The organism is Flammeovirga yaeyamensis (assembly GCF_018736045.1).
Taxonomy (GTDB): Bacteria; Bacteroidota; Bacteroidia; order Cytophagales; family Flammeovirgaceae; genus Flammeovirga; species Flammeovirga yaeyamensis.
In genome coordinates this window covers 2,755,131-2,771,651 of record NZ_CP076132.1, presented here as the reverse complement: position 1 = coordinate 2,771,651, position 16,521 = coordinate 2,755,131, and the positions used below count along the sequence as shown (strand labels likewise).

The following is a 16,521-nucleotide window of genomic DNA, read 5'->3' as shown; positions in this document are numbered from 1 at the left end:
TTATGCTGTTAGATATTTTAATTCCAACTTATAATAGATCACAAGAATTAAAGAATAATTTGATCTATCTAATCGATGAAATTATAACAAACAACCTCAATCAAGATATTCGTATACATATTTCTGATAATTGTTCAAGTGATAATACAGAAGTAGTTGTGAAAACCATTATTAATTCTAATAAAGATGTGAACATTTTTTACTATAGAAATTCTGAAAATATTGGTTTAGAGAGGAATGTAGTTTCAGTGTTATCTAAAGCTACTTCTGAATATATTGTATGGCTTGGTGATGATGATATATTAGATAAGGGGTATTTGAAATTTTGTGTAGATGAATTGCAATTTAATAAAAATATAGGATGTATCATCACTGGTATTTTAAAAGAATACGAAGATGGAACTTTAGTAAAAGTTAGAAATCCTGGTTTTAATTCTAAGCAATTAACTAATACATTTTCTGATATTTTAAATTATTCATATTTAGGACATCAATTGTCTGGCTTAGTAATGAAAAGAGAATCATTACTACATGATTATTTAGAAAATGATTCTCATAGGAATATATATTTATTTATCTATTTTGTTACAAATAGGATGTCAAAATATGAAACTTTATATGTTCCGAAATTTAGAACTAAAGTTCCTGTTTTCAATGTAAAATTCTGGGAGTATAATCAAATAGGTCTTCTAGATGAAGTTTTTAAATCTTATTACCCTTTTATTTCAACAATGGGTATAAGAAAAGTTTCTAAGCTTATATCTTTTTTTTTAATTCAGCAATCAACTTTTCGCTTAAATATTGAAAGAAAACATCCGCTCAGATTAATGATGCAATATCTTGAGATTATAAAATGTTTACCCTTTAAAAGTACTAAATTAGCTATTGAAATTTTTCAAATTCTACTTAAAGAATATATTTTAAAATTTATTAGATGAGAGTTTTAACATTAGATCCTGTTCCTTCTTCTACAAGAGGAGGACAAGAAAAGAGCCTTTTCGATATTTTAAAAGGTTTTAGGATAAATAATATTGAAGTTGATCTATTATACGAAGAATGGGGTGATTATTTAACGGAATATAATAGAGTTGGAGTTGGAGTTTTCAAAATAGGGTCATTAAATTTTAAAAAGTGTTTTTCTAATCCTATTCATATAAAATCTGTTTTTTCTTTTTTATTAAAAGAGAAAAAAAAGTATGACATTATTTATATTAATGAAATAACGGAATTACCTTTTGCTTGGTTATTTTCAAAAATATTTAGTTCAAAAATAATTTGTCATTTAAGATTACCGCCTAACATTAAAACTAATAATTTTTATAAATCAAAATTTAATCTAATTGGTGCTTTTATAAATTCCGTAGATGCATTTATAGTTGCAAATCTAAAAATGAAGTTTTTATATACTTCTGTAGGTTTAAATGATAATAAAATAAAAGTTATACCTAATGGTTTTTGGGTAGACAAGATGCCTAATTTTCAAGAAAAGAAAATTAAATCGGTTAAAAAAATTGTTTATTTAGGGCGTATAACACCTCAAAAAGGAATTTTAGAATTAATTGAAATTTTTGAAAAACTCATTGAATTAAATTATGACTTATACTTAGATATAATAGGTGATGTTATGAATAAGAAGCAAAGGGATTATTTATTGAAGTTAAAAAAGAGAATTAAAACTAATAATTTACAAGAAAGGGTGACTTTTGTTGGACAAACTAAAACTCCATTGGAAACTCTTTATAAATATGATTTAACTATTTTTCCATCAATATGGGAAGAACCATTTGGAAGAGTTTTATTTGAGTCTATCTATTCATACACTCCTGTCATTGGGAATGATGTCGGAAGTGTATCTACAATAATTTTAGATGAAAAAAAAGAGTGGACATACTGCTCTAAAAATGAAGCAGTTAGAAAAATAATTAGTTTTATTGAATCTCCGGGAAAATATAATATTAATGAAAAAAGAGAAATAATATTAAAAAATTATAATTTAAATTATATAATTAAAGATTTGATAGATGTTTGTGGAAAATGAAATATTTGTATCTATAATAATGCCTGCTTACAATTGTGAAAGTTATATAAATAAAGCGATTGATAGTATTGTAAATCAAACTTATGATAATTGGGAGTTAATTATTTGTGATGATGGATCAACTGATAATACAAAGAATATTATAGATAGTTATAATGATCCTCGTATTATTAAAAACCACAATGAAATAAATATTGGTAATTTAAAAACAACAAATAAACTTATTTCTTTATGTAAAGGAGAATTGATAACAATTCAAGATGCTGATGATTGGAGTGATTTTGAAAGAATAAAATTACAAGTTAATGAATTTAGAAAAGATCATTTATTATTTTTATGTGGTTCTCAAAGTGTAAAAATCAATAATAATGGAAAAATATTAAAGAAATCAGATTTTCCATTAAGCTATATTGATATTAAAAAAGTTCTACCTTTTGAATTTCAATTCACTTCAGCATCAATAATGTTTAAAAGAGAAATTATAAGTTCTCATGAGATATTTAATGTTTTTTTTGATAGAAAAGGAGGGGTGGATTGGTATTTTTTTGGTTCAATGATCTTAAAATATAAGATGATTAATTTAAAAGAAACTTTATATTTTTATCGATATAATTCTAATTCTATTACAAATAAAAAACCTGAAAATCCAAGTAATATGATTATGGGTAGAATTGTGGTTTATCTTTTAGAACAAAAAATCAAATATGGAAAAGATGGATTAACTGATAATGATTTATTGAAAAATAGATTTAACAAATACTATAATGCATTGTTAGATGAATATGAAATCGATAAACTATTACTTGGTAGACAATATGCAATAAGATTGATACAACATCATTCGTATTTAGAAGGGACAAAAGAATTAATATTGAATTTTTTTTCATCACCAGCTTTATTTATTAAATGGATATCAAAAAAAATATTAAAGATTTGAAAATACAACACATATTTTACAGTGGATTAGGTGGTCATGGAAATGTTTTTTTCTCTTTAATAAAAGCACAAAATAGTACCTTATTTAAAAATGAAGTTTTACTTTATGGAATAGAAAAACCAAGACAAGAATATATAGAAAAGTTTAAAAAAAACTATATAAATTTTAAATATGTAAAAAAAAATAAAGGAATTGATTTCTTTTTTTGGTTTAACATTTATAAGAGTTTAAATAAAAATAATGATATATTTTTTTTACATGGAAGTTATAATATAATACCAGTATTTATATTTTCTTTAATTTATAAGAAAAAAATAATTGTTAGAGAAACTCAAGCAAATCATTTAAAATCAACTATAGAATGGATTTTACTTTTTTTTAGTTTCTTATTTTCAAATAAAATTATTTTTTTATCATTGGATTATGAAAATGAGTTAAAAAAGAAATTTAAATTTCTTTTTCCAAAAACTAAAACTAACATAATACCAAATGGAATAGATTTAGATTTATACTATAAAATAAAATCCAAAAACTCAAATAATATTTTAAAAATTGGAATGTTAAGTAGGATAGTTCCTATAAAAGATCATAAAACTCTTATTAAATCAATTTGTAAAATCTCTAATAAGAATATTATTTTAAGTATAGCGGGTGAAGGTGAATCTACAGAATACTTAAAGAAATTAGTTGCAGATTTAGAAATGAATAATGTGATATTTGAAGGTTTAATTAATAGTGAACAAATACCTGCGTATTTAAAATCTTTAGATATTTATGTGCATGCTACTCTTGGTGAAACAATGAGTACTTCTATTATGCAAGCACAAGCATCTGGTTTGCCAATTATTGCAACAAATGTAAATGGTGTAAACAATGTTATTATTGATAATATTAATGGTTTATTAGTTGAGAAATATAACATTGATAGTTATGTAGAAAAAATTAATTTATTAATAAATAATGAAAATTTAAGAAAAAAATTTGCTAATGAATCGTTATTATATTCTAAGAGACTTTCAAATGAAATTATGGCTGATTTATATAATGAAATTATGATAAACCTATGAAAATATATTCTTTACAAATAGGAAGGGCTTTAGCTGCTCTATTAGTACTTTTATTTCATTTAAGTGTTAACTTTAATGAATTATTAGGTATTAAATATTTAAATAACTTTTTCTATTTTGGTTCATGTGGTGTAGATTTTTTTTTTATTTTAAGTGGTTTTATTATTTCTTATTCAACGGATAAAAAATCTATATCTACTAGTTCATTTATTACTCAAAGAGTTTTGAGAATTTACCCAATTTATTGGGTGACATTTATATTTTTTTTTATAAGTAGTTTATTTATTGGATCCAGTCATTCAAGAGAAATAATAAGTATAATAAAAAGTCTTTTACTTTTACCTAATCATGATATGCTTACAGGTGTAAGTTGGACTTTATCATATGAGTTATATTTTTATTTACTATACTCTTTTTCTCTTATTTTTATTGACTTAAAAAAGAGAATATTTTGTGTATCAATCTTATTATTTACAATCTTATTTTTTTCAAATTTATTTACTGAAAATTTATTTTTTAGTGATTTTATTGTATTCGAATTTATATTTGGTATTATAATTTACCAAATATGGCAATTAAATAAACTGAGGAAATTTAATTCTTATTTTAGTATTTTCATAGGTATAGTATTTTTAATTATCAATGTTGTCTTTTTTCGATTTCATAGAGTAATTCAATATGGAATACCTTTTTGTTTTATTTTTTATGGTCTTTTAAAAGGGGATTTAAAAAATAATAATTTTTTAATTTTACTTGGGGATTCATCTTATGTTATGTATTTATTACATTTGCCAATTATTAGAATATATACTAAAGTTTTAAATTACTTTGAAATAACAAATTTATTATTTATAAATATTACTAACATTTTATTAATTTTTACTATAATTTATATATCAATAATTGTTCATAGAAAAATTGAATTACCAATAAATAAATATTTAAAAAATAAATTAATTTAATGAGAATTTTATTCATTCAAAAGGTGAAAGGTTTAGCAGGTAGTGAAAAATATTTTCTTGAGATGTTGCCTGCATTAATGAAGAAAGGAATACATTGTGAGTTTGTATCTGTTAGAATGTTTAATGATAATGACAAACCCTTAATATTTATAAAATCATTAAGAAAATTGGGCATAAAAACTTATGATTTAAGTTTTAAAAATTCTTATGATTACAGAATTATAAAAAATTTATCTGAAATTATTAAAGAAAATTCATTTGATATCATACACAGTCATCTAATTCATGCAGATATATGGTGCTCAATTTATAAGATTTTCTCTAGAAATAAAATACCTTTAGTTTCAACAAAGCATGGTTATGATGAAAAATATATTAATAAATATGGTTTTAAAGTTAAAATAAATTATTTTTCAAAATATTATTTACTAGCATTGTTTTGTGAAAAATTTATTGATAGATCATTTGCAGTTTCTAATGGAATAAAACAATTATTTACAGGACTAAAAATTTCAAGTGAAAATAAAATTGATGTTATACATCATGGCTTTTTATATGAAGATTTAAAACAAACTAATTCAAAACAAGAATACCAATTATTAGTAGTTGGAAGATTAATACCTTTTAAAGGACATCGATATTTGATTGAATCAATAGCAGAATTAATTGATTTTTACCCAAAAATAAAATTACTCATTTTGGGGAGTGGACCAGAGAAAATAAGTCTAAAAAAAATAACTAAAAAATTTAATGTTGAAAAAAATGTTATTTTTACTGGGTTTGATTCGAATGTTAATAAGTACTTGTGCGAATCTCAAATTTTAGTTGTACCTTCAATTTCTGAAGGTTTTGGTCTTGTTTTTTTAGAAGGTTATAATGCGAAAATACCAATTATAGCTTTTGACGTACCTGCTAGTAATGAAATTATAATAAATAATGAAACAGGAATACTTGTTAAACCATATTCAACAAAAGATTTAACAGTTTCAATAAAGAATCTTTTCAATAATTCATCAGAACAAAAAAGGCTAGCAACAAATGGTTATAAACGACTTAAAGAATATTTTAATATTGAAAGAATGGTTAATGAAACTATTTCATTTTATAAAAACGTTTTAAATTTATAAAATTCAAAATTAAAAATAATGTAAAAAAGGGCATAATTGGTGTTTTAAATCTTTGTAAAACACCAAAGTTAAATGAAATGTAACCGGCAATAAATCCGAAAATAATTGTATAACTTATACACAAAAATATTTCAGGATTATTGTAGGTTTTTTTGATTATATTAACAATTCCTTTTTTCAATAATAAAAGTATAAACATAAATAAATAGACAAAACTTTCAAGTGCTCCAAATAATTGTACTATTTTTTTAGCTTCCCAAGGAAATGGTCTAAATAATGTGACAATGACTGCTTCAGGAACAGCTTTTAATAAACCAATAATACTAATATCACCACTAGTTTTTAAATGATAAGTTGATGCTTCACCTCCACCATGACCTTTAATTCTTGATCCATGATCACCTTGAAAACCATTTATTTTTTCTTTAGCTGTAATAAACTCTTCACTAGTCTCAAGATTATTAATTATTTGATTTTGGTAAATTATTAAAAATAATGGAGTAAAAAGTATAAATATAAGTAATACAAATACTTTTTGTATTTTAGATGTTTTCCCAAGTCTTTTTTGAATGATAAATATTATAAGACAAGGAATTAAAGTAATAATTGTTGCACTTTTTATTTTAAAAACGACTATCACTAATATGAATAATATAAATATTTTGTAATATTCTCGCTTATTTTTATTGATTAATTCTAAGGTGTAATATGTTATAAATGAGATTGATCCTGTTAATATTGATTCTTTTAGAATACCACTGCTCCAAAAAATACAAGATGGAATGAAAAGTGTACAAGAAAGAATAACTTTGTAATTTTTTTTATATTTATTTGTAAAATATGTTAATAATTTGAATAACCCTAAATAAGACCATAAACTAAAGAAAAGCGAAGTTGAATAAAAACTTTTAAAAGTAAATATTGATATAATTGCTGAAATTTTAGTTATAATCCAAGTACTATCGTCTCTCTTGTAGATGATATTATTTAGATAATAAAGTTCTCTTCCAGTTAATAATGAATTTTTCTTATAAAAGAACACATTGATACCAGTTGAGAAAGAATCATAAAATGAATTTATTATTTGTATGCTTTGTTTAAAATACGCTATAGTATCTCCATACCCATAATAAAACTGATATATTAAACAGAAAGAAATAGCCCCAAACATCTTAGCAGTCAATCCCCACCAAAAATACTTTCTAGTATATTTGTTAGTCCATCTTTTAGCAAAGTAGGGAGCAATAACAAAATAAATAAGACAGAGATAAATAGGTGTAATAAATAGGTTATATAAAGGATCCATAGATTAAAAAATTACACCACAAAACAAACCACCCCATCACCCAAATTAACAGCACAAATACAAACACTTTGTCTTGCACCAGTATCCGGATTATAAACCTCTAAAGCTTTAGCAATTTGGGGTGTATTACTTTGTTTTGCTAAAACCATTGGGTGTTGGTCTGATGGGATTTCCACATCAGTACCTTCGATGAAGATTTTTCTGATATCCAATAAGTCTTCTTCTGACTTTGGTTGGATACCTTTACCTAAAATTTCTTTCGCTTTATTATTGACGAATTTAGGAATATTGTCTTCATCGGTTAAAATTACACCAATATTTGATGATTCAAAAACATCTGTTAAGAATGTATTGGATGGGAGTGGTGCGGTTCCCTGATTTTGATATTTTTCTAATTGAGATTTTGCCCAGCGAAGTTCCTCTAATTGAGCATGGAAACGTTGAGTGATTTCCGCTTCCGTTTCTTTTTGCTGGAGTTGTGAATTTTTTCCATCCTTACTCATTTCCAATTCTAGGAAAATGTTGTGCCACTCGGCAGGAACATCTCTAGATAATTCTGAACCGATACCTTGAGATTCGTATTCTAAATGTTTGATGAGGATGTCTAAAGGATTATAAATCCATTTTTTATTAGATGAACCAATCGTGAGGTATAAAATACTTATTAATACAATGCTTAAAAGTGTAATTGGTAAGGTATTGATACTCTGATTGAGCCATAAGTCTGCTCTCTGTACCACTAAAGCAATCGATCTTTGAGATTGATTATCAACTTCAACTCTTGTGATAAAAAACTCTTTATAATTTTCAAGGTTTTTATATCTCGTTTTCTTGAATTTATTACTTAGAAAATTAGGGATATCATGATGTGCATTTTTCTCGAAAATATGAGATTCTGCATTATTATTGATCCAAAAGATAGGAGAGCCTTTGTCGTTAAGAAAATAAACATCAGCATTAGTGAATTTGAAAAGATCTAACCCAGAAGTACGAATCTCTTCCACCGATTTCTTTATTTCTTTTGAGGATATTCTATACTGAAACAAAGCTTGAGAATTACTTAAGGCATTGTATAGGAATTGTTTTTCCGCTTGCACATCGATGTACATTTTCACCAATGAGCCACTAAGAATGGCTAATATAAAAATGATGTACAATACGGCTCCACGTACCTGAAGCTTCGAAAAAATAGCGTTTAGCTGTGCATTCATCCTTTAGAGTTCAAATTAATTCTTTGCTGTTTTGATAAACGATCCAAGCGTACTTCGTAAGGTAAATCGTCACCCAACTCAATATGATTAATCAATTTTTGTGCAAAATAGGGTCCTAATGACACGCCCTTTGCACCCAATCCATTAAAGATATGAATATTTTTATAATCTTTTGATGTTCCTATGAAAGGTCTTCTATCAAATGTAGCGGGGCGTATACCTGACCAATGATCTAAAATCTCAAAATCATCATCGACCAATTCTACTTTTTCTAACAATTGTCGCTTACCCTTTTCAGTAGGATTTTCCATATCCTCCACACGCTCATAAGTAGCTCCTAACTTGCAATTACCTTTATCGTCGATAGGAAGTATAAAACCATTTCTATTAATTATATGATTGAAACGGGCATTTTTAAACTTTATCAATAGCAATTCTCCTTTCACAGGACGGAAATCCAAAGTAGGAAAATAGGGGTTGTTCTCTACCTTATTTCCCTCAGCAAAAATGACATGTTTCGCTTCTATATTTTTATATCTGATCGTATCTACACCAATATTTAATTCTTGATGATCGAAAAGCTCCAATTCAATTTTATCTTCCTTCAATGCCTGCTCTTTAAAAGCATCCAAAAAAACAGGAATATCTAAATATCCAGAGCGAGTCACCTCCATTCCTCCAAATTCTTGATGAATGACATCAGTATATAATCCTTCTGAATGAAACTCTTTGATATAGCCATCGTATCGATCATCAGCACTCGCACTCAACCAATCAGTTTGCTTCTCTTGCCCCTCAAAAGGAAAATATAAATTGATAGGCTTGAAGGAATCAGTGCTATATTTTTTATCATATGCAGGATAGAACTCATCGATCTTCTCCCAAAGCACATCACAAAGCCAAGTCTTCACCATTTTTCTTCCAGTGATAGGATTATATAACCCACCAGCTACTCGAGAAGAGTTTTTGAGTGTCCCATCATCAATAATTCTAAACGAAAAACCTCTATTTTGGAGTGTTTCTGCTAAAATTGTCCCTGCTAACCCTTGTCCTACGATTAAATAATCGACCTTATATGCCATTCTAAAAAATCAAAGTGTAAATTTGTGGCAAATATAAGCATTTCAATTATATTGTTTGGGGTGTAGGGTTGATGGGTGGTAAATCGCATACAACCATGCTACCCACGATGGGTTGCACCCATCGTTCGCGAGGAGAGTAGACCGATAGTACCTCGATATAGAGAGATTAGTTATACAGACTTGTTCCATAGATAATCTCGAAGGTAATCACTTCCCCAAGGAGGGGTGGAACCCCTCCGGATTGCTGAGGTTACAGTCACTCACCACCCACGATGGGTTGCACCCATCGTTCGCGAGGAGAGTAGTCCGATAGCACCTCAATATAGAGAGATTAGTTATACAGACTTGTTCCATATAAGATCTTGAAGGTAACTACTCTTCCCCAAGGAGGGGTGTAACCCCTCCAGCGCAGAACTCTTAAAAGTCACCATACCTCTCCAAATAATAAAGTAATAAACATTAATAATAATGATACAAATACAAACATTCACATTCAACCCCTTCCAAGAAAACACCTACCTCATCTGGGATGAGACTAAAGAAGCCGTTATTATCGATCCAGGTTGTTATGATGAATCTGAACAACAACAATTAAAAAGTTTTATAGAATCAAACGAATTAAAAGTGGTGAAGATTGTCAATACTCATTGTCATTTAGACCATGTGTTTGGTAATAAATATTGTCAAGATACATTTGGAGTGAAATTATATATTCCAAAAGGAGAGGTGGAGACACTAGCTTCGGGTAAAGATTCGTGTGCTCGCTATGGTATTCCAGGTTTTGTAGAATCTTTTGCAGATGAATTAATGGAAAATGAGGGAACACTTACTTTTGGTGAGTCATCAATGGAGATCTTATATGTTCCAGGACACTCACCGGGTCATTTAGTTTTCTATTCTAACTCAGATGATTTTGCTTTGGGTGGTGATGTATTGTTTAAAGGATCTATTGGTAGAACGGATTTACCGGGTGGTGATCATCAAACATTATTAGACAATATTGCAAATGTGATGTATAAATTGCCTAATCAGACGAGAGTGTACCCTGGTCATGGACCTTTTACAACTATTGGAGATGAGAAGAGGAGTAATCCGTTTGTAAGGGGGTAACCTGATTTATTTAGAAGTAAACGAGGTCGGGAGACCTCTGAAGTTTTTTAAGCACAAGAACCGCTTCGCTAAATTCTTGCGCTAGTATTAAATATAAATATTTTGAAAAGACATATTCCAAATGCCATTACCTGTGGAAATTTAATTTCTGGGTGTATTGGTATAACATTTTGTTTTGAGGGCAATTTGGTGATGGGTGCCTTTATGATTCTTGTAGGAGCTGGTTTCGACTTCTTCGATGGTTTTGCTGCTAGAATGTTGAAAGTATCCTCGCCCGTCGGTAAAGAATTGGATTCGTTGGCGGATATGGTCACATTTGGTGTTCTACCTTCTGTTATTATGTATCATCTATTGATGTACGTTGATGTTCATCAATATCTACCATATTTAGCTTTCCTGTTGGCAGCTTTCTCGGCAATCCGTTTAGCCAATTTTAATGTGGATGAAAGACAATCGGATGGGTTTATAGGTGTTCCGACACCTGCAACAGCCATTATCATTGGTTCACTTCCTTTGATTATGCAATGGTATCCACAATATGATGCTTATGTATCAAATATATATGTTTTGGTAGGCTTAACACTACTATTATCCTATTTGATGAATGCCGAAATTCCTTTGGTCTCACTGAAATTCAAAAACTTCGGTTGGACCGGAAATGAAGCTCGATATATATTAATTATATCAAGTATGATTTTATTGGCAATATTTAGAGTGGCTGCATTACCATTGATAGTATTGATGCAGATATTGGTTTCTGTTGTTTTTCGAACGAAATCAACGAAATAATAAATACCGTTATTTATTCTAATATGACTTTAGTCGTGTTAGAATTTCATATCACTAGCCCGTAACTTCTGTCGTGGGTTACAAGGGCAATTGATATTATAACTTACTATTGCAAAAGTCTCCAGACTTATAACCAAAAACTATTAGGTGATAAGTCTGGAGACTTTTTACTATGTTTTATCACAAGTGTCACTTGTCATCTTAACACTTCCAATAGTGATTTTTTTACTTACTCTTCCACCTTCTTCAACAATGCATTCCCACTCTTATTACTCCTAAATATCTGATACCTCTTATACCCATACATAAATTCTTCCATTCCTACTTTTAAAATAGTAAGTGTTGGAATAGCAAACACCATCCCAACAACTCCACCTAGAGCAGATCCAATAAATACTGCAAGGAATATGGCGAGGGGATGAACCTTTACACTCCTAGAGAAAATGATGGGTTGCACAGCTACGTTATCTACCACTTGAACGATACCAAAAACCGTAAGGATTTTAGCTCCAAGGAAGATATAATCTGGCATTTCTACAAGAGAATTATCGGTAAGTATGCCCACCATCATTCCAAAAGTGAAACCTAAGAATGGTCCCAAATAGGGGATTAAGTTAGCTACTGCGGCAAACACGGCAATGGTAATCGCATATTCAACATCTGCTATCTTTAAACCAATGGTGGCGATGGAAAATATACTGAGCATTTGAAGAAATAGACCAAGTAGATAACTTGATAGTAATTTTTCTGTTTTTATTAATGCAGAAATAGATACTTCAAAATATTTATTTGGTATCAATGTGATGATTTGCCTTCTAAATAACCCAGGATCATTAAGGAAAAAGAAGGTGATAAATAATACCGCCATTGTACCCACAAAGAAATTACCTGTTAAGGATATCAATCCATTGATAACGTTACGAATACTATCACTTTTTACTAGATTGTTGGCATTCTCTAATACTTGACTAAGTAAAAAACCTTCTTCTGCTTCAGGCATCACATAATCTCTAATTAATTGTTCAATACCTATAATTGGTCCTTCAACTACAGAAACAATTTCTGTTGGATTCTTTTCTGAAAGTACACTAATCTGACTTTTGATCAATGGATAAAATAGAAAGACAAATAATCCAATGATGGCAAATAATAGTATAAAAGAAAATATTACTGCTAATGGTCTTGGGAATCTATACCCTACAAAATGTAGATTCGATAAATAGTTTGTAGGTGTTTGAAGTATGGATGAAATGATAAGGGAAATGATAAGATAAGCGAGTACATCTTGTAATTGCACTGATAGCCAAGATAGGATCAAAATCACTAAACCAATGATAATTAAGTTGGTAAATGATCTGAAATACTTTGCAACAGCTGCTATTTCTTTAAAGGATGATTTATATTTATCTGACACTAATCTTATCTGTTTAAGTAAATGGAAAGTTAGGTTTGTTAAATATAGAAAGGCTCCCGCTTAAATAAAAACAGGAGCCTCTTTAGATCAAAGATTTTTTGACTAATACGATAGATCGTTGTCTAAAGGTTCGCTTTTATACTTGTCTTCATAGTTGTTATTCTCCTCGAAGTCATAGTCCGACAAAAGATCGTTTTTCACTTTGTCTACACATTCTCCAAGGGCATCTACGAATTTGTCAAAGTCTTCCTTGTATAAGAAAATTTTGTGTTTCTCAAATACAGGTTGATCATCTTTAAAACGTTTTTTACTCTCTGTAATAGTTAAGTAATAATCGTTTGAACGTGTTGCCTTAACATCGAAAAAATACGTACGCTTTCCAGCACGTACTTTTCTTGAAAAGATTTCTTCTCTTCTCTCTTCCACAATCCTAATCTTTTAGTTACAATTACACTGTAATTTTTGTATATCATTTAATAATTCCAAGCGATTTTCGAAAAAAATGTATTTTTTTTACACTTTATTTTCATTTATCAATATAAGAGTAAAAATGTTGTATATTGTCTTTCTATTTTGAATATTCTTTCAGAGATACAATTATCCAAAATATATCTTTTTTAAATTTTAGGGGAGACCCATATGACAAACAAAGTATTTTATTTAACGCTTACATTCATTCATTTTTTTGCTTTATCATTTGCTCAAAGCATTACGAAAATTGGTTATTCACAGATAGGAAAAGCGTCCTATTACCCTGATAATAGAGAAGGTAGAATTACAGCAGGAGGGTATAAATACGATATGAACAAGCTTTCTGCAGCCCATAAGTATTTTCCTTTCGGTAGTATCGTTAAAGTTAGAAACATTGATAATGGTAAAACGGTATTTCTTAAAATAATCGATCGCCCATATACCAATGAAAGAATCATAGATGTGACTTTAAAAGCTGCTCAGAAATTAGATATTATTGGGTTAAATGATGCTGAGGTGGAGGTTACTTTAATGGATACTCCTGAAACTTTAAGAGCGAAAAAAGCCAAAGAGAAGAAGCTTCAATCAAATAACACCACCACAAATTTTAGTAAAGAATTATTTTATCCTACAGGTACTTACACCCTAAATGGAGAAAAATATAATGGAGAAGGCTATTCTGTCATGTTTCTTGCTAATTCTAATATTGAAGACACTTATAATGACGCCATCAATATCAAAAAGTCTTATAATTTTGAGGATGTTTTGATACAGACAGGTTGGTCAAATGGTCAGAAAGAATTTAGACTATTAATAGGTGATTTCACCTCAGAGGATGAAGGAGAACAATTACTTCAACTCATTAAAAAGATATCTGATCAAGCTGAAATAAAAAAACATTTCAACTAAGCATTATAAACAAATGAACAAGTATAAATTTCTACTACTTATATCCTTATCATTTTCCACTTTTGTCTTCGGACAGAAAAAAGTTGGTGATGTAAAAAAAGGACAAGCGTCCTATTATGCGAATAAATTCCATGGAAAAAAAACAGCAAATGGAGAACGATTTAATATGTATGCATTTACATGTGCTCATAGAGAATTACCGTTTGATACCTACCTTAAAGTAACCAATTTAAAAAACAATAATTGGGTAGTGGTGAGAGTAAATGATAGAGGTCCATTTAAAGCACATCGTATTATTGACTTATCTAAAGCTGCAGCAGCAAAAATTGATATGGTCAAAGATGGTATTGGTGATGTATCTATTGAAGTTCTTTATATCAATGGTCAAGGAACAAAAGTAAAAGAGGGAACGACTGGTGTTACAGGAGATGTAATTCCTAAAAATAAATATGTGAAAGAAACACCAAAGAAAGATCCTCCGAAAACTGAAAGTAAGCCCAAAGGAGAATTTGCAGCACCGGGTACTTACAGTATTTGGGGTACTCCTAAAAATATTAAGAATGGCTATGGTGTTCAGATGGCTTCATATACAGATGTTAAAAAGGCTATTTCAAATGGGAAAAAGGCCAATAAAAAAGGGTTGTCAAGCATTTTTATCCAAGCTGGATGGAGTAATGATAAAAAGGTATATCGTTTAATATATGGCGATTTAACTGAAGCTGACGCAAGAAATAAAGTAGCTAAGGTGAGAGGTAAAGGGTATAAAGGGGCGTTTGTGAAGAAACATCTATAGGTAGGTAGTAAGTAGCAAGTAGTAGGTAGTAGGTGCTGAATCTACGCTCGTTTTTTGTAAAGAAGTAAAAAGTAAAACTGCCGCAAACGTAAACGATATTTACGTTTATACCTAAAAATGTCAGAGATTCAATACTGGCGCAAATGTTAAGCGATAGCGACATTTGTGTCTAAAAAACGTTAGAGGTCTCCCGACCTCGGTTTCATAATTTGACATTATATTTACTTTCAAATCTATTTATTTATTATATTAGATAAGACGAATTAAATAACTAGAAAACTATGCAGGAGATTTCATTTGATACAATTAGACAATATGGAAATATAGAACTACTCGCTAAACAAATGGTGGAGGGGTTTATTACCGGTCTTCATAAATCACCTTACCATGGTTTTTCTGTAGAATTTGCTGAGCATAATTTATACAATCCTGGCGAGAGTACCCGTCATATTGATTGGAAGGTATATGCGAGGACTGATAAGTTATTTACAAAGAGATACGAGGAAGAAACGAATCTTAGAGCAATGATTGTTTTAGATCGTTCTCCTTCTATGTATTATCCTGATAAGACCTTCGATAAGATGGCGTTTAGCACAATGGCTGCGGCATCTTTGGGGTATATGCTTCAACGGCAAAGAGATGCTGTGGGGCTTTGTACTTTCTCCGATGATATTGAGGAAATGACTCAAGTGAAGTCAACAAAAACGCATTTGCATCAGATTTTCATCAAATTACAGCAAATGTTGGAGAAGCCTCCTCCACAGAAGGAAACACATATCGCTAAGGTTTTACATCAAGTGGCTGAGACTATTCATAAGCGTTCATTAGTCATCATTTTTAGTGATATGATGGGACAAATGGGGAATCGTGACGAGATGTTTGCTGCACTTCAGCATTTGAAGCACAATAATCATGAAGTTCTATTATTTCATGTAGCTGATCATAGTACGGAATTGCAATTAGAATTTCCAGAACGTCCTATGGTGTTTGTTGATGTTGAATCCGGACAAAGAGAAAAATTGAGACCTTCACAGATCAGAGAACAGTATCAAAAGACAATTTCAAAATTATATCATGATTTAAATGTGAAATGTGGTCAATATAAAATTGATTATGTTGAAGCAGATAGCAAGAAAGAGTTAGATCAGATTATTATACCTTATATGCTGAAAAGGCAGATGATGAGATAATCATCTAATAATTTGATCTAGAAACAACCTTTTATTTGATAATAAAAATCCCTTATCGTATCGTAAACCCAGGAACTCCTGAGTTTACGATACGATAAGGGATAATTTTTTATTC

General features: G+C 29.3%; 16 protein-coding genes. 11 read left to right on the top strand and 5 right to left on the bottom strand.

What is annotated here, in order from left to right:
- Positions 1-2: 2 nt before the first annotated feature.
- Genes KMW28_RS10905 through KMW28_RS10880 form a run of 6 tightly spaced genes read left to right on the top strand, consistent with a single transcriptional unit; the run spans position 3 to position 6,131 of the window.
- The gene (locus KMW28_RS10905; RefSeq protein WP_169663393.1) at positions 3-938 is read left to right on the top strand and encodes a glycosyltransferase family 2 protein; all 936 of its coding nucleotides are present in this window, start codon (positions 3-5) and stop codon (positions 936-938) included.
- A complete protein-coding gene (locus KMW28_RS10900; protein ID WP_169663394.1) occupies positions 935-2,038 on the top strand; it encodes a glycosyltransferase family 4 protein in 1,104 nt (367 codons plus the stop codon). The genes KMW28_RS10905 and KMW28_RS10900 overlap by 4 nt, the downstream gene beginning before the upstream one ends.
- A gap of 19 nt (positions 2,039-2,057) precedes the next feature.
- A complete protein-coding gene (locus KMW28_RS10895) occupies positions 2,058-2,975 on the top strand; it encodes a glycosyltransferase family 2 protein (RefSeq protein WP_215585719.1) in 918 nt (305 codons plus the stop codon).
- Positions 2,945-4,042: a glycosyltransferase family 4 protein gene (locus KMW28_RS10890; RefSeq protein ID WP_169663396.1), complete on the top strand. Its 1,098-nt coding sequence runs from the start codon at positions 2,945-2,947 to the stop codon at positions 4,040-4,042. Before KMW28_RS10895 ends, KMW28_RS10890 begins: the two co-directional genes overlap by 31 nt.
- The gene (locus KMW28_RS10885; RefSeq protein WP_169663397.1) at positions 4,039-5,004 is read left to right on the top strand and encodes an acyltransferase family protein; all 966 of its coding nucleotides are present in this window, start codon (positions 4,039-4,041) and stop codon (positions 5,002-5,004) included. The genes KMW28_RS10890 and KMW28_RS10885 overlap by 4 nt, the downstream gene beginning before the upstream one ends.
- Positions 5,004-6,131 carry a glycosyltransferase family 4 protein gene (locus KMW28_RS10880; protein WP_169663398.1) on the top strand — a complete coding sequence of 376 codons (1,128 nt, stop codon included), beginning with the start codon at positions 5,004-5,006 and terminating at the stop codon, positions 6,129-6,131. Before KMW28_RS10885 ends, KMW28_RS10880 begins: the two co-directional genes overlap by 1 nt.
- Here KMW28_RS10880 and KMW28_RS10875 read toward each other — a convergent pair.
- From KMW28_RS10875 to KMW28_RS10865, 3 genes are read right to left on the bottom strand one after another with little or no spacing between them, the layout of a single operon-like run.
- Entirely contained in the window at positions 6,097-7,437 is a 1,341-nt protein-coding gene (locus KMW28_RS10875) for a hypothetical protein (RefSeq protein ID WP_169663399.1), read from the bottom strand. The genes KMW28_RS10880 and KMW28_RS10875 overlap by 35 nt on opposite strands.
- Before the next feature lie 11 nt (positions 7,438-7,448).
- A complete protein-coding gene (locus KMW28_RS10870; RefSeq protein WP_169663400.1) occupies positions 7,449-8,648 on the bottom strand; it encodes a PAS domain-containing protein in 1,200 nt (399 codons plus the stop codon).
- Positions 8,645-9,730, bottom strand: a complete 1,086-nt coding sequence (locus KMW28_RS10865) for an NAD(P)/FAD-dependent oxidoreductase (protein ID WP_169663401.1) — start codon at positions 9,728-9,730, stop codon at positions 8,645-8,647. Before KMW28_RS10865 ends, KMW28_RS10870 begins: the two co-directional genes overlap by 4 nt.
- A gap of 468 nt (positions 9,731-10,198) precedes the next feature.
- Between KMW28_RS10865 and KMW28_RS10860 the strand changes: the two genes are divergently transcribed.
- Both KMW28_RS10860 and pssA read left to right on the top strand, forming a co-directional pair.
- Positions 10,199-10,840, top strand: a complete 642-nt coding sequence (locus KMW28_RS10860; RefSeq protein ID WP_169663402.1) for an MBL fold metallo-hydrolase — start codon at positions 10,199-10,201, stop codon at positions 10,838-10,840.
- Between the two features lie 102 nt (positions 10,841-10,942).
- Entirely contained in the window at positions 10,943-11,629 is a 687-nt protein-coding gene (pssA, locus tag KMW28_RS10855; RefSeq protein ID WP_205958147.1) for a CDP-diacylglycerol--serine O-phosphatidyltransferase, read from the top strand.
- A 229-nt stretch (positions 11,630-11,858) separates the two neighbouring features.
- Here the strand turns inward: pssA and KMW28_RS10850 are convergent, their stop codons facing one another.
- Positions 11,859-13,043 (bottom strand): AI-2E family transporter, encoded by a 1,185-nt coding sequence (locus tag KMW28_RS10850; RefSeq protein ID WP_236941098.1) that lies wholly within the window; start codon positions 13,041-13,043, stop codon positions 11,859-11,861.
- A 102-nt stretch (positions 13,044-13,145) separates the two neighbouring features.
- The gene (locus tag KMW28_RS10845) at positions 13,146-13,469 is read right to left on the bottom strand and encodes a DUF3276 family protein (protein WP_066207388.1); all 324 of its coding nucleotides are present in this window, start codon (positions 13,467-13,469) and stop codon (positions 13,146-13,148) included.
- Positions 13,470-13,682: 213 nt separating this feature from the next.
- Here KMW28_RS10845 and KMW28_RS10840 point away from each other — a divergent pair, with 213 nt between their 5' ends.
- The 3 genes from KMW28_RS10840 to KMW28_RS10830 all read left to right on the top strand — a co-directional run bounded on the left by KMW28_RS10840 (position 13,683) and on the right by KMW28_RS10830 (position 16,406).
- On the top strand, positions 13,683-14,423 hold the full coding sequence (locus KMW28_RS10840; protein ID WP_169663403.1) for a septal ring lytic transglycosylase RlpA family protein: 741 nt from the start codon (positions 13,683-13,685) through the stop codon (positions 14,421-14,423).
- 13 nt (positions 14,424-14,436) lie between these two features.
- Positions 14,437-15,216, top strand: coding sequence for a septal ring lytic transglycosylase RlpA family protein (locus KMW28_RS10835; RefSeq protein ID WP_169663404.1), 780 nt, complete (start codon positions 14,437-14,439; stop codon positions 15,214-15,216).
- 281 nt (positions 15,217-15,497) lie between these two features.
- Entirely contained in the window at positions 15,498-16,406 is a 909-nt protein-coding gene (locus KMW28_RS10830; RefSeq protein ID WP_066207394.1) for a DUF58 domain-containing protein, read from the top strand.
- The last annotated feature ends 115 nt before the right edge of the window (positions 16,407-16,521 follow it).

Coding starts and splice junctions, on each gene's coding strand:
- KMW28_RS10905 (WP_169663393.1), top strand. CDS start 3: ATGCTGTTAGATATTTTAATTCCAACTTATAATAGATCACAAGAATTA.
- KMW28_RS10900 (WP_169663394.1), top strand. CDS start 935: ATGAGAGTTTTAACATTAGATCCTGTTCCTTCTTCTACAAGAGGAGGA.
- KMW28_RS10870 (WP_169663400.1), bottom strand. CDS start 8,648: ATGAATGCACAGCTAAACGCTATTTTTTCGAAGCTTCAGGTACGTGGA.
- KMW28_RS10890 (WP_169663396.1), top strand. CDS start 2,945: ATGGATATCAAAAAAAATATTAAAGATTTGAAAATACAACACATATTT.
- KMW28_RS10835 (WP_169663404.1), top strand. CDS start 14,437: ATGAACAAGTATAAATTTCTACTACTTATATCCTTATCATTTTCCACT.
- KMW28_RS10885 (WP_169663397.1), top strand. CDS start 4,039: ATGAAAATATATTCTTTACAAATAGGAAGGGCTTTAGCTGCTCTATTA.
- KMW28_RS10860 (WP_169663402.1), top strand. CDS start 10,199: ATGATACAAATACAAACATTCACATTCAACCCCTTCCAAGAAAACACC.
- KMW28_RS10830 (WP_066207394.1), top strand. CDS start 15,498: ATGCAGGAGATTTCATTTGATACAATTAGACAATATGGAAATATAGAA.
- KMW28_RS10840 (WP_169663403.1), top strand. CDS start 13,683: ATGACAAACAAAGTATTTTATTTAACGCTTACATTCATTCATTTTTTT.
- KMW28_RS10875 (WP_169663399.1), bottom strand. CDS start 7,437: ATGGATCCTTTATATAACCTATTTATTACACCTATTTATCTCTGTCTT.
- KMW28_RS10865 (WP_169663401.1), bottom strand. CDS start 9,730: ATGGCATATAAGGTCGATTATTTAATCGTAGGACAAGGGTTAGCAGGG.
- KMW28_RS10895 (WP_215585719.1), top strand. CDS start 2,058: ATGCCTGCTTACAATTGTGAAAGTTATATAAATAAAGCGATTGATAGT.
- KMW28_RS10880 (WP_169663398.1), top strand. CDS start 5,004: ATGAGAATTTTATTCATTCAAAAGGTGAAAGGTTTAGCAGGTAGTGAA.